General features: G+C 43.9%; 9 protein-coding genes. 8 read left to right on the top strand and 1 reads right to left on the bottom strand.

What is annotated here, in order from left to right:
- Window positions 1-5 precede the first annotated feature (5 nt).
- The 8 genes from sps_RS06455 to sps_RS06420 all read left to right on the top strand — a co-directional run bounded on the left by sps_RS06455 (window position 6) and on the right by sps_RS06420 (window position 13,047).
- Window positions 6-653, top strand: a complete 648-nt coding sequence (locus tag sps_RS06455) for a helix-turn-helix transcriptional regulator (RefSeq protein WP_077751787.1) — start codon at window positions 6-8, stop codon at window positions 651-653.
- A gap of 324 nt (window positions 654-977) precedes the next feature.
- Complete coding sequence (locus tag sps_RS06450) at window positions 978-2,210, top strand: HD-GYP domain-containing protein (protein ID WP_077751786.1); 1,233 nt, start codon at window positions 978-980, stop codon at window positions 2,208-2,210.
- Window positions 2,211-2,386: 176 nt separating this feature from the next.
- Window positions 2,387-4,321 (top strand): ATP-dependent DNA helicase, encoded by a 1,935-nt coding sequence (locus sps_RS06445; protein ID WP_179948394.1) that lies wholly within the window; start codon window positions 2,387-2,389, stop codon window positions 4,319-4,321.
- 165 nt (window positions 4,322-4,486) lie between these two features.
- Window positions 4,487-4,780 carry a hypothetical protein gene (locus sps_RS06440; protein ID WP_077751785.1) on the top strand — a complete coding sequence of 98 codons (294 nt, stop codon included), beginning with the start codon at window positions 4,487-4,489 and terminating at the stop codon, window positions 4,778-4,780.
- Window positions 4,770-10,310 carry a PAS domain S-box protein gene (locus sps_RS06435; protein WP_077751784.1) on the top strand — a complete coding sequence of 1,847 codons (5,541 nt, stop codon included), beginning with the start codon at window positions 4,770-4,772 and terminating at the stop codon, window positions 10,308-10,310. Before sps_RS06440 ends, sps_RS06435 begins: the two co-directional genes overlap by 11 nt.
- A 23-nt stretch (window positions 10,311-10,333) precedes the next feature.
- Window positions 10,334-11,164 carry a CheR family methyltransferase gene (locus tag sps_RS06430; protein WP_077751783.1) on the top strand — a complete coding sequence of 277 codons (831 nt, stop codon included), beginning with the start codon at window positions 10,334-10,336 and terminating at the stop codon, window positions 11,162-11,164.
- Window positions 11,157-11,756: a chemotaxis protein CheB gene (locus tag sps_RS06425; RefSeq protein WP_077751782.1), complete on the top strand. Its 600-nt coding sequence runs from the start codon at window positions 11,157-11,159 to the stop codon at window positions 11,754-11,756. The genes sps_RS06430 and sps_RS06425 overlap by 8 nt, the downstream gene beginning before the upstream one ends.
- Entirely contained in the window at window positions 11,749-13,047 is a 1,299-nt protein-coding gene (locus sps_RS06420) for a hybrid sensor histidine kinase/response regulator (protein WP_077751781.1), read from the top strand. The genes sps_RS06425 and sps_RS06420 overlap by 8 nt, the downstream gene beginning before the upstream one ends.
- A gap of 69 nt (window positions 13,048-13,116) precedes the next feature.
- On the opposite strand, the gene sps_RS06415 is transcribed toward sps_RS06420, so the two are convergent.
- Window positions 13,117-14,418 (bottom strand): NAD(P)/FAD-dependent oxidoreductase, encoded by a 1,302-nt coding sequence (locus sps_RS06415; RefSeq protein ID WP_077751780.1) that lies wholly within the window; start codon window positions 14,416-14,418, stop codon window positions 13,117-13,119.
- Window positions 14,419-14,562: the final 144 nt, after the last annotated feature.

Here is a 14,562-nt window from a genome sequence, read left to right as displayed (position 1 = left end):
GGTGAGTGCGAGAGTTAAGTGAAACAGATCATGCAATCCTTAAAGCCAGTGAAAATATCGTCGACGGTATTGCCGCTATGTATGGCGAGCATACCGAAGTGTTGCTTCACAGTTTAGATGTGAGCAATCCCTCTATCACTAAAATAGCCAATGGCCACATTACGGGTCGTTCGGTGGGGGCGCCTATCACTAACTTGGCACTGATGAAGCTCAATACTGGTCAGGATATCTCAGACTCTTATTTGACTAAGAGCCCGGACGGTAAAACCTTACGCTCCATTACTATTGTTATCCGCAACGCCCAACAAGATGCTATTGGTTTATTGTGTATTAACTCGAATCTGGATGCACCGTTTCAGTCTGTAATGGCGACCTTGCTCCCGGGACTTACACCACAGGTCGATGCTAGTTTCTCTCCTGAGACATTTGCGCGTAGTAATGATGAGATGATGCAAAGTTCTATCGAAAGTGTGCGCGCTCAAGTGATGGCTGATAGTAGTCTGTCACCCTCGAAGAAAAACCGTGAGATAGTCATACGCCTCAATGAACTTGGTATTTTCGATCTCAAAGACAGTGCTCAGATAGCGGCTAAGGGATTAGATATCTCTATACATACCATTTATCGTTATCTGAGGGATTTGAAAACCAGCTAACAAGCTCTATACTTTTCAGGCCCCATTTTGGGGCTTTTTATCACTTAATAACTAAATTTGATTGAGCCTGAAAATACTAATTTCATGATTAGTATTCGAAAGTTAGCAGATTTAGCCTTGCTATAAACTCTTGTTCAACCTCTAATTCTCGATTGGATAATACCAATCGCATTATCATAAAACCGCCCTTCATTGCCGCGGTTGAAGACTATACTTTTAGATGAGCTTGACTCATGTCATCACCTTAGGCTTCTGGCATATACCGTCAAGGTTTCCACAAGTTAGCCAATGTGATCTATAGCTGAATACCGAGGCGATAATAGGATGGGAAGTGAGAAGACTAGTGAAAATACATTCAACGACATTCCTATCGTCGAGTTAAGGCCGGGTATGTATGTAGTGTCTATTTCCACCGATAATCAAAAGTTGAGCATGAAATCTGAAGGCTATATCCTCAATGATGAAGGCGTGAGCAAGCTGGTTAAGTCTGGAGTCAAGCGAGTCTGTGTCGATCCGTCCAAAGAGAAGAAAACAGATCAGATCGATAAGGTGATGCTGGAGCCTAGCTCTGAAACACCGCCCAAAAATCAGCAGAAAGATAAGACTCAGGTTTCACTCGAACAGGAGATGAAGCAAGCCAGCACACTCTACCAAAATGCCAAAGTGTTACAGCAAAAAATGCTAGCTTCAATCACTGAAGGTAAAGTGATCGATGTTGAAGCGGTGCAAGAGAGCACCAATGCTATGGTGGATTCGATATTTAGAAACCAAGACGCCTTATCTTGTATGTCGCGGCTACGGATCAAAGATGAGTATCTAGTTGAGCATTCATTAAACGTCTGTATCTTGATGACGATTTTTGCCAAACACTTAGGTTTCGATAAGCCAAGCATAGAGGAGTTGGCCTTAGGCGCATTTCTTCATGATATCGGCAAGGTATTAGTACCTGATGAGATCCTTAATAAACCGGGGAAGTTTACCCAGGTGGAATATAAGATGATGCAAGATCATGTGTTATTGGGCCTCCGGGTGCTGGAAGAGACTCCAGAGATCTCAGATATCGCCATCAGCATGGTGAGGGAGCACCACGAGCGTATAGATGGTACTGGCTATCCACATGAATTAGAAGGAGATGAGATCTCTGAATATGGACTGATGATCGCCATAGTAGACAGTTACGATGCCATGACTGCGGAGCGTGTCTATAGATCTGGGATGCATCCGATAACCGCATTTAAAAACCTGATTAAGGAATCTCCCACTTATTATGATGAGGCCTTGGTTGAGCAATTTATTCAATGCTTAGGTGTCTACCCTGTGGGAACGTTAGTCTGTCTTAACAGTGGAAAAATTGGCCTAATCAGTAAACTCAATAAGAGTAAGCCACTGAATCCTTATGTTCGTATTTTTTACAATGCCAGATTGAAACAAGCTATCGCCATGGAAGAGATCGATCTTAGTGAGTCTAAATACAAGGACCAGATCGACAGATGTATAAAGCCTGAGGAGTTTAGTCTGAATTTGGTGGGCTTCTTCAAGGCTACTTTTATTGACTAAACTGCTATAGCTGCTTGGTATCGACTGATGGTCACTAAGGGCGTAGCTTTTTAGCATAGCACAGCCACTTTTTCTTTCCTTATTCCTGCTTAAATTTATCTCCTGAGCCTTGATGCCTTGTAATAAACAAGGATAATGCTGGTTTAATGATGATTTTTAGCTTTACAGCTCAATAAGTGAACGCCTTGATAAGCAAACTGACAATCGACAGTGAACAAGCCTTCGATGCCGATGGCGTACTCGCCAAGTATATTAAGGGGTACAGTACCCGAACCGTTCAAAAGCAGATGGCCTCAGCGGTCAGCAACGCCATTAATGGCAAAAGCAATCTGGTTGTCGAAGCGGGAACAGGGGTGGGTAAAACCTATGCTTATTTAATTCCTGCTTTGTTAAGCGGTAAACAGATCATCGTCAGTACTGGCAGTAAAAATCTTCAGGAACAACTTTTTTACAAAGATCTTCCAGCCTTACTCGACATGTTAGCTCTTGCTCCGAAACTGGCGCTCCTCAAAGGTCGCAGTAATTATTTGTGCCAACTGCTATTAGATAAACAGCTAGAGGCCTGTGAATCACATGAGCCTAAGGTATTAGACGATCTTTTACGAATAAATCAGTGGTCGGGGCAGACTACTGATGGCGATCTTGGGGGCTTGACTTCAGTGTCAGAAAATTCAGATGCCTTGGGACTCATAGCTAGCCAACGGGATAAATGTACCGGGAAAAAGTGCACTCACTATGAGACTTGTTTTACTCGTAAGGCTAGAGTCCGTGCCATGGACGCTAAAATTATCGTGGTGAACCATCATCTGTTCTTCGCCGACAGGATCCTCAAAGAAACTGGTTTTGCCGAACTTTTACCCGACTCTGATGTGGTTATTTTCGATGAAGCCCATTTATTACCCGATATAGCAGTGACCTATTTTGGTCAGCGAGTTTCAACTCGAAGCTTAGATAGCTTATTAGAACAGATCATAACCGTCTATCGAACTGAGCTGAGAGATTCCGCTCAGATTGAGCAGTTAGCTTCTCGTTGTATCAGCCGACTACAAAGTTGGCATCAACAGATGTACGATGCTTTTGCGACCGATTGGCGTCTGTTGATGGGTAATAAACACATAGCATCGGCCTCTTGGGCGATTATAGAAGAGTTGAAGGTGTTGGAGAGCCTCTTATTAGCGCATTTAGGCCGTAGTGAAGCATTGGATGAATGCACTGAAAATTTGGTGGCTTTCTCGAATAAGATGGGAGTGTTTTTTCAGTGTGAAAATAATCAAGCAGCTTACAGCATTGAATATGGTTACCGATACCTGACGTTGAGTATTGCGCCAATCAATGTTGCTAAGGAGTGCGAGAAGTTATTTGATGCTCATACAAGCTGGATTTTTACATCGGCGACCCTACAGATTAATCGTGACTTAAGCCTGTTCACTAAGGGGCTAGGCATAGATAAGAGCCAGCAGCTAATTTTGCAAAGCCCCTTCGATTATCGATCCAATGCCTTGTTGTGTGTGCCGCGTCATCTCTCAAAAGTAAGTAATCATGAAGCAGCAGTTAAGGAACTAATCGACGTATCTGTGAAGGCAATTAACGCAGCAAAGGGCCGAACTTTCATCTTGTTTACCAGCCATCGTATGATGAACGCCGTGGCTGCTCGCCTTCAAAGTCGTGTTCAATACCCTTTGTTAGTTCAAGGCCAGGGCAGTAAACAGAGCCTGATGAAGAAATTCAGGCAACTCGGTAATGCCGTATTACTGGGTACCGGCGCTTTTTGGGAAGGCGTCGATGTACGTGGTAAATTACTCAGCTGTGTCATTATCGATAAGCTCCCCTTCGTCTCGCCCAGTGACACCTTGTATCGAGCTAGAGCCGAGAGTGTGTCCAGAGACGGACGCGATCCTTTTACTTTGCTCTCTTTGCCTCAAGCTGTGATATCACTTAATCAAGGTGTTGGTCGTTTGATCAGAGATGAAAAAGATAAAGGGGTGTTGATTCTATGTGATAATCGCATAGTCAATCGTGATTATGGTCAGGCATTTTTGAACTCTCTTCCCCCCATGAGTCGAACCCGTGATATGGATAAGGTGGTGAGTTTCTTACAGCAGATAAAATAGTGCCTTTCTTATCTTTTCTCATTCCCAATCCTAGCTGCCGCCCATAATTTTGTTTTATTAACTATGCTTTTAGTTACCGATAGATATCATGGGTCCTTTCCATCCAGCTTAGAGAGGATGCCAAATAAGTATCTGCATGCCAAATGCACTGATATAGGTTTCTAGATGGCTGACTTTCAAACACGTTCTTCAATTAAGCTCACCATAGTTAAGAAGCAGCTGTTGGCTGGAGTGCTCAATCTTTTTTTGATGGTCATGGTTGGCTCTTACGCCGTGAGGCTAATGTCTCTTATAAGCATAGAGATTGAAGAGGTGGCCGAAATTGATCAACCCTTAATGAAGAGCGTGACTCAGATTGAACTCCACTCGTTAGAGCAAGAGACCTATTTCGAAAAGTTATTATCCATCATGCGCATCTGGTTTTTAAGCATAAGCTCGGAGTTAAATAATGTTGACTGATCTCAAGTTTAGAACCCAATTGTTGATGAGCTACGCAGTGATCTTATCATTTATGCTAGGTATCGCTATAGTGGTGTTTTTTAGTATTAAGTCTCTGGAAGACGATCTGGATTGGGTAAACCATACTCATGATGTATTAGCTAAAGCGGCAGAAATTGAAACCATAGCCATAGACATGGAAACAGGGATGAGGGGCTATCTGCTGGCGGGTAAAAGTGAGTTCTTAACTCCCTATGAGAGAGGAGATGAAGTCTTTCATGAACAGGTCAAGTCACTGATAATTGATGTCGAAGATAACCCTGAACAGGTGCGTCTGCTCGAGGAAATAATGGCGACCATAGATGAGTGGCACGTTGAAGTCACTAAGCCTGTGATTGCCTTAAGAGCAGAGATTGGTGACAGCAAGTCGATGAATGACATGGCTGATGTGATCAAGCAGGCGCGGGGAAAACAGTATTTCGATAAATTCAGGGCACACATAAAGATTTTTATCGAACGTGAAAAAGAGTCAGTCAAGAAGAGCCACGATAGACTCAAGAGCAGCACAAATACCCAAGATCTTAAACGGCTTGAGGAGGTAGAGGTCCATTCCTATCGTGCAATCACCATGGCTCAAGGCGTTCTTGCTGCTGCCGTCGATATGGAAACCGGAATGCGCGGCTTCTTATTGTCGGGACAAGAGCATTTTCTTGACCCTTATAAAGAGGGAAGTGTCCGCTTTCACCAGTTGCAGGAAGAGTTATCTGTGTTTGTAGCGGATAACACGCTGCAAGTGTCAACCTTAGCGGGAAGCCAAACCATCATAGATAGTTGGATAAGCGAGGTGGTGAAGTCACAAATTGAGTTACGGCGGGAGATTGGCGATGCAAAAACCATGGATGATATGGCTGATCTGGTAGGAGAGGCAAAAGGTAAAGTTTATTTCGATAAGTTTCGAGATAAAATAGAAAAATTTAGGGATACAGAGCTCATATTGTTAGCACTGCGAAAAGAGTCTTTGGCAGACACTGAGTCTTTAGTCACCCAGACGACTATCTTCGGCACATTATTAGCCATCTTTGTGGGCTTGGGCATTGCGTTCAGGTTAACAACGCGCATTGTGAGCCAGTTAGGTGGAGAGCCTGCTTATATCGCTGAAATAGCCAGAAAAGTCTCCAATGGCGATCTGAATGTAGAGCTGAAGGGAGACGAAAATGCACAAGGTATCTTTGCCGAGATGAAGCAGATGATGGTGACCCTAAAAGATAAAGCCAACCTGGCACAAAAAATTGCGGCTGGTGAGTTAGATCAAGTAACAAAGTTAGCGTCAGATAAAGATGTGTTGGGCCTTGCATTAAAGGAGATGCTGCGTAATTTAAACAGTGTTGCCAATCAGGCCGATGCACTCGCCAGCGGTGATTTTACCAAGGAAGTGGTGATCAAGAGTGATAAAGACAGATTAGGTACTGCATTGCACGAGATGAAGAGTCAGATCAATGAGCGTAATGCCTCTTTGTCCATGAGCCTCAATCTTAATCAAGGCATTGTCAATACCGCGGTAGATGGCATCATTTCCATCAAGGATGAGGGCACAATATTGTCGGTAAACTCTGCCACCGAGAGAATGTTCAAGTACTCGGCTAAGGCACTCATAGGCAATAATATTAAGATGTTGATGCCTGAGCCTTTTCATTCAGAACATGACTCCTATTTAAGTCAATATAAGAAGACAGGGATTAAGAGTGTGATCGGCAAGGGCCGAGAAGTTGTTGCTCTATGTAGTGACGGTAGTACATTTCCTATATTTCTTTCGGTGGGTGAGGTGAAACAAGGCGAAGGGGTGATGTATACCGGTTTTATTCGTGATATTAGTGTGCAGAAAAAGTTTGAAATGGAGATTTTAAAAAGTGAATCTCTCAACAAAGGACTGGTAAATACTTCCCTTGATGCGATTGTATCAATCAGCCCTGAAGGCGTGATTCTTTCCTGTAATCAGGCAACCGAGATTTTATTTCGCTATACCAGTGAACAGATGATAGGTCATAAAGTCAATATGTTGATGCCTAGTCCCTATACCGAAGAACATGATTCCTACCTTAAAAATTACCTGAGTTCAGGTGTCAAAAAAGTCATAGGTATGGGAAGGGAGTTGGTAGGATTGAGAAGCGATGGCAGTCAGTTTCCCATTTTTCTGTCTGTGGGAGAAGTTGTGCTCGAAACTGGCAAGGTGTTTACTGGTTTTATTCGTGACATCAGTGAGCAGAAGAAGTTTGAGCAAGAAATGGTTAAGAGTGAAACACTGAATAGAGGTATGGTAAACACTTGCTTAGATGCGATTCTGTCCATTTCAAGTAAAGGCGAGATCATAGCCTGTAACAGTGCCGCTGAAGCGCTATTTCAATATCGTTCAGATGAGCTGATGGGTAATAAGATCAATACCTTGATGCCCAGCCCATTTACCGAAGAGCACGACAGTTATTTAAATAACTACTTAACTACTGGTGTGAAAAAAATTATCGGTCAAGGCAGAGAAGTCATTGGTTTAAAGAAAGATGGCTCCACGTTCCCCATGTACCTGACTGTGGGTGAGGTGAAGCAAGGAGATGAAACTGTTTTTACAGGTTTTGTTCGCGATATCACCAAAGAGAAACAGTATGAGCAAGATCTAAGACAGACCAATGATGATCTCTTGAAGCAAAATGAGCTGAAGAACCAAGTGTCTATTATTAATGAATTGACCCAAGGAGCATCAGAGCTTGTGGTCATGGCAGATAATATTATCTCGGCGTTAGCCGAAATGATGCAAGCCGGACATGGAGTGCTCTACATCTGTGGAGAAGAAAGCGATGACTTGAGCCTGTCGGGTAGTTATGCGTTTAAGAAAAGAAAGGCGATATTATCTATTATTCCCTTAGGGGAGGGACTCGTTGGTCAGTGTGCTAAAGAGAAGAAAACCATCTTATTGACTCAAGTCCCCGGCGACTATATTCAAATTAACTCAGGTTTGGGTGAAAGCACGCCCATGAATGTACTGGTGGTTCCGGTATTATTTGAAGAGGAACTGATGGGGGTGATTGAACTAGCAACATTTCAAACATTCAGTGATGAACAAGTCGAGGTCATCGAACTCATCTGCAGTAATCTGGGTATCGTCATTAATAACCTTAGGAGCCAACAGCGAACACAGACCCTTTTGCTTGAGACCCAAAGGCAAGCGGAAGAATTACAGGCGCAGCAAGAGGAGCTAAAAAGCTCAAATGAGAGCTTGATGGAACAGACTCAATTGCTTAAAACCTCCGAAGAGGAGCTAAGGCAGCAGAGTGAGGAACTCAAGGTCTCTAACGAAGAGTTGGAAGAGAAGCAAGTGTTTCTTAAGCGCCAAAAAGATGAGATAGAGGCGGCTAAGGTAGACCTCACAGTTAAGGCCAATGAACTGGCGCTAGCCAGTAAATACAAGTCAGAGTTTTTGGCTAACATGAGTCATGAGCTCAGGACGCCACTCAATAGCTTACTTCTGTTAGCCAAAGGGTTGGCCGATAACAAGAGCAAACACTTAGATGAGACAGAAGTCGAAGATGCTAAGGTGATTTTCGATGGGGGCAATAACCTCCTCTGTCTCATCAATGACATTATGGATCTCTCCAAAGTCGAAGCGGGCAAGCTCACCATACATATCGAAGAGGTGAACTTGAGTGTGCTTAGCCGTAACCTGAAGCAGGTATTTGACCCGATAGCCAAGAGTCGTGGCCTGAAATTTATCATTAATTTGGACGAAAAACTGCCCCAAACTATCACAAGCGATGGCCAGCGGGTCGAGCAGGTGCTTAGAAACCTACTGTCGAATGCATTCAAGTTCACCGAGAACGGCACTGTCTCTCTTAATATAGGTTACGTCAGATCCGATACCTTATTTTCTCATAGTAGTTTGGATGTAAACAAGGCGCTGTCTCTGGCTGTGGTCGATACTGGTATTGGTATACCTTCAGATAAACTTCAGGCTATTTTTGAGGCATTCCAGCAACAAGATGGCTCTACCAGCAGAAAATATGGCGGAACCGGTTTAGGTCTCACCATAGCCAGGGAGCTGACGCGCCTGTTAGGGGGAGAGATCCAGCTCGAAAGCTCACCTAATCAAGGCAGTACTTTCACCTTGTATTTACCCAGTAAGTTTGACTCTGATGGTGTCGAACCTGAGTCTCTGGGACACAATGAAGCTATTTTATCTGAGATTAAGTATTCAACTGTGGTAGATGAACTTGATTCCCCCTCAAAGAGAAGTGGCATCTCCTCAGGTGACATTGCCAAACATGACCCCGTCATGCAGATCCATCCAGAATTTATATCCGATGATAGAAAGAATCTGCAAGAAGGCGATCGCTCTTTGCTTATCGTTGATGATGATAAAGTTTTTGCTAAAATATTGCGGGATCATGCCAGAGAGAATGGCTATAAATGCCTGGTTGCCGGTGATGGACGTACGGGGATCTATCTGGCACAGGAGTACCAACCTGATGGCATCATTCTCGATATCATGCTACCCGATATCGATGGTCACAAGGTGTTGGAGCAACTTAAATTCAGCCTCAAGACGCGGCATATACCTGTGGAGATTATCTCAGCCCATAGTGATGATAAAAACTCAGCTCTCGTTCAGGGCGCGATCGGCCTGCAAACTAAGCCCGTCAGTCAGGAACAGCTCTTAACAGTGTTCGATGAGATAAGAAATTTTTCTGCTTCCGAGCTGCGTCATGTACTGGTGGTAGAAGATGATATTGCCAATCAAACCTCGATCATCAGACTGTTGGAGAACAGTGATATCGATATCAAGTGTGTCGATAATGGCAGTCAGGGAGTCGATGAAATCATGTCAGGAAAATATGATTGCGTCATCTTAGATCTGGGGTTACCGGATTTTAGTGGATTTGAAGTCTTAAAGCGCATCGATGCCAGCGAGCTTACACGAGTGCCGCCAGTGATCATCTATACGGGTAAAGAGATCACCGATGAGGAGCAAGATGAATTGAATAAATATTCATCCACCATAGTCATCAAAGGGGTGGGCTCTGCCGAGCGATTACTCGACGATATCTCGCTGTTTTTACATGATATCGAGTCTCGATTTTGTGTCAGTAGCCAAAAGACCATACATCTACTCCACGATGAAGATTCCATGCTTAAGGGCCGTAAGGTCTTATTGGCCGATGATGATATGAGAAACACTTATGCCCTGTCGAAAAAATTGATTGAGATAGGCTTCGATGTCGAGATGGCTCATAACGGTAAGGAAGCGGTAGAGCTGTTGGAGCAAGATAAGAATTTCGAATTGGTGCTGATGGATACCATGATGCCGGAGATGGATGGCTATGAAGCGACGCAGAAAATAAGAGCGCTGAGCCATTATAAACATATTCCTATCATAGCGTTAACCGCTAAGGCCATGCCCGAGGATAGGGAGAAATCATTACAAGCTGGCGCGTCGGAATATCTGACCAAGCCAATCGATTTCGATAAATTACTCTCAATAATGCGGATTTGGTTGTTTAGGAACTAGGTTTTGGGGATGCTATCTTGATTATGAAACCCGAAGATATGATTGAGTTTGAAGTCAATCAACTGCTTGAGGCGATAAATTTTCGTTATGGTTATGACTTTCGTGATTATTCCAGAGCTTCTCTGGAAAGAAGGATTTTAAATCGGGTATCGCTTTCGGATCTCGGCTTTGTGTCTGAGATGCTACCTAAAATTCTACATGAGCCGGACTTCTTCGATCTATTTTTACGTGACATGTCGGTGACAGTGACTGAAATGTTTCGTGAACCTCAGGTGTTTAGGAAGGTACGACAGGAGGTTTTTACCCAGCTTAAGACTTATGCGCGAGTCAATATCTGGCATGCAGGATGTGCTACCGGGGAAGAGGTCTACTCAATGGCGATTATGCTCAAGGAGGAGGGCCTGCTGGCGCGTACGCGGATTTATGCCACAGATTACAATAATCATTCTCTGGAGATTGCCGAGAAAGGAATATATCCCGCAGAAAAGGTAAAACTCTTTACTCAAAATTACCTAGCATCCGGTGGAAAGGCCTCATTTGCCGATTATTATTTGGCTAAATTCAAGTCGGCTAAGATGGCCGAATCACTTAAAGAACACATTACTTTTGCCAATCATAATTTGATGAAAGATCAGTCCTTTGCCGAGATGCACTTGATCGTGTGTCGTAACGTGCTCATCTATTTTAATCCCAAGTTACAAGACAGGGTGTTGGGCCTGTTTAAAGAGAGCTTGATCCCCAGAGGGTTTCTCTTACTCGGAGATAAGGAGACTCTGGAATTTAGTCAGGTAAAATCCTCATTTGAAGAGTTTGCTGCCAAGGAGCGGATATTCAGGCGGCTTATTCATGTATGAAGCTTTGGTTATAGGGGCCTCCGCTGGGGGACTGCATGCATTGACCTCAATCTTACCGTTGCTCCCCTATGATTATCCTTTAGCTATTTTGATTGTTCAGCACAGATGCAGAGAGGCGGATAGTTTTTTGGTCGATTATTTAAATGAAAGATCGGCAGTTAGGGTCAAAGAGGCTGAGCCAGGTGAGATGATACGGCCTGCTCATGCGTACATTGCGCCTGCCGGTTATCATTTGCTGGTGGAGCGGGATAAAACTTTGAGTCTGAGTATCGATCCGCCGGTGAATTATTCCATCCCTTCCATTGACGTACTTTTTCAATCGGCAGCGGCCAGCTACAAGAATCACCTGATTGGGCTTATACTTACAGGAGCTAATTCTGATGGAAGTCTGGGGTTGAAAATGATCAAAGATTATGGAGGATTCATCATAGTCCAAGATCCTTTGACTGCCGAGGCCGATGTGATGCCAAAAGCCGCCATAGACAAGGTTGTTGCCGATAAAATTATCCCCATAGATACATTGGGGCATTATCTGGCTGAGTGTGATTATGTGCCCGAAATAAGCGTGGCTAAGGGGACATTACATGAATGATCCCCGCCCTCAAATCCTGATTGTCGATGATGAACCCAATAACTTACGAGTCTATGAGCGCATTTTAGCCCCATTAAACTTAGAGTTTATGAAAGCTATGTCTGGTCATCAGGCATTGGCAGTCGCCCACAAACATGATTTTTTTCTTATCTTGATGGATGTTCAGATGCCTGGTATGGATGGCTTCGAAGCGGCATCGCTTATCTTAGAGCATCCGAAGACTTGTCATATACCCGTTATCTTCATTACGGCCTTTGCCCGTGATGAGGCCTTCGAGTTCAAGGGGTATATTAGCGGGGCGGTAGACTACCTAGTGAAGCCCATTAACGATGAGATTCTGAAGAGTAAAGTCGGGGTGTTTCTTGAACTCTATAAAGAACGGCTTAGACTGGATAATGCCTATGAAACTAAGAAGAAGGCCGAGGAGGAACTGAGGGTACATAAGGAAAACCTAGAAGTATTAGTTAAAGACAGAACCAAGGAGCTACAGGAGTCCATGGAGCATTTGATATCGGCTCAGGACAAATTAATCAAAGCTGAAAAAATGGCGTCATTAGGCCGTTTAGTTTCAGGGGTTGCCCATGAACTCAATACCCCCATCGGGATTTGTGTTACCGCCGCATCTTTTATGCAAGGGGAAACGGGTAAACTTAACCAAGAATTTATTGATGGTCGGCTCGAACAGGAGGATGTTTCAAGCTTTTTAGATTCAGCCACTCAGTCATCTGAGATGATTTTATCAAACCTCAATCGTGCATCTAAGCTAATAAAAGATTTTAAACTGGTGGCTGTGGATGTGTCATCAGAAGAGCTGACAACATTTAATCTGATGTCTCATGTCGATGACGGTATTACTGAAATATTACCTGAGTTAGATTTAACCCATCACCAAGTGAGTATTGAAGGCGATAAAGAGCTGCGGGTGACGACCTACGCAGAAACCTTGAAACTCGTGCTCAAAAATTTACTGTTAAATTCCATCACTCATGCGTTTGAACATGACACCGATGGACAGATCTTCATTCATATTGGACGGACTGAGGACAGGGTAGTTGTTAATTTTAAAGATGACGGTAAAGGCATGTCTGCGGAAACCGTGTCTATGGTGTTCGAACCTTTCTACACCACTAGACGAGGTTCTGGGGGCAGCGGGCTGGGTTTATATATCGTGTTTAATCTGATCACTCAAGTGTTAAAAGGCGATGTGCATTGTACCAGTAAGCTAGGTGTAGGCACTGAGTTTAAGATCACCTTCCCCATTGAGAGAGATAGTGACCTGTTCGGTCACTGAAGCATTTTACTTTATTGTTTAATGCCCCCATATTGTCACTGAGGGCATGTACTATTTATAACGAATTACTTAGTGCAGCTTCATTCGCGGCCTGACGACTCGCATCAACTTCTCGGCTAACCAGAGCGCGAAGGTTTTAAACGTCCCATGTATGGCTTTTTGATGCATACGGTAAAGAGAGATATACACTAGGCGGGCAATTTTACCTTCGATAAACATACTGTTCTTGGTTAGATTCCCCATCAGGCTACCGACTGTGCTAAAACGGGACAGGTTAACTAGGGAGCCATGATCTACATAGACATATGATTCTAGTGTCTCGTCCTTAAGTTCATGGAGAATATTTTTCTCGACACATTGAGCCATCTGGTGAGCCGATTGTGCTCTGGGTGGCACAAAACTGCCATCGGCCTGTTGGCAAGCACAGCAATCACCAATTACATAGATATCATCATTGGTGGTACTAAGTAAGTTTGCCTTTACCATGATCTGATTAGCTCGGTTTAATTCAAATAGTTCGATATCTTTAATAAAATCAGGGGCCTTGACCCCGGCAGCCCACAGCATCAAGTTGGCTTCGATCAATTCACCCTCGGCAGTGACGAAACCTGAAGATGTTGCTTCACTTATACGGGTGTTTTCCATCACATTAACCCCAAGCTTGCTCAACTCGCGCCTTGCCGAAGTGGCTATGCGTTCGGGGAGTGCGGGAAGGATGCGGGGCCCGGCTTCAATCAAATGAATATTGAGTTTCTCTTTGGTCATCTTACTCAGACCATAGATTTTCAGTAGATCGGTTACATGGTATAGCTCGGCCGAAAGCTCCACTCCAGTTGCTCCACCTCCGACGATGGCGATATTAAGCTCATTGATAGACTCAGATTGATGTACTCGAGTGAAGCTGTCTAGTAGGGCGTGGTGAAACCGATTGGCCTGCTGATGAGAGTCGAGGAAGAAGCAATGCTCTCTCACGCCGGGAGTATTGAAGTCATTACTGACGCTACCAACGGCGATGACTAATTTGTCATATTGGATTTGGCGCTCGGGTAACAGCACCTTACCAGTATCATCTGTGATTGGGGCGACTTTAATAAACTGCTTATCGGCGTCGAGATCGCAAAAAGTCCCGAGTTGGAACTGATAGCCATGTTTCGCCGCATGGGCAGAGTAAACCACGCCATCGAGATCTGAATCGAGGGATCCTGTGGCGACTTCATGAAGCAGAGGCTTCCAGATATGAGTTCGGTTTTTATCGACAAGCACTATCTGCGCGGTATTCTTTTTCCCGAGCTTGTGACCCAACTGAGTCGCAAGCTCTAATCCCCCGGCTCCACCACCCACAATGACAATTTTTGGACATGATGACTTCATTACGCGTTCCTTAATTACTGCACTGTTAACTTTGCTATCGATAGTTTGGTATTTTTACAGAATGGTCTTTTGTTCAAAATGCTAATTTAATAAATACTGATCCACTACTTGGGTATGTTGTCGTATATCAGATCGTAAGTCATG

It is taken from the genome of Shewanella psychrophila (assembly GCF_002005305.1).
Classification (GTDB): Bacteria; Pseudomonadota; Gammaproteobacteria; order Enterobacterales; family Shewanellaceae; genus Shewanella; species Shewanella psychrophila.
This window is presented reverse-complemented; position numbering and strand designations above follow the sequence as displayed.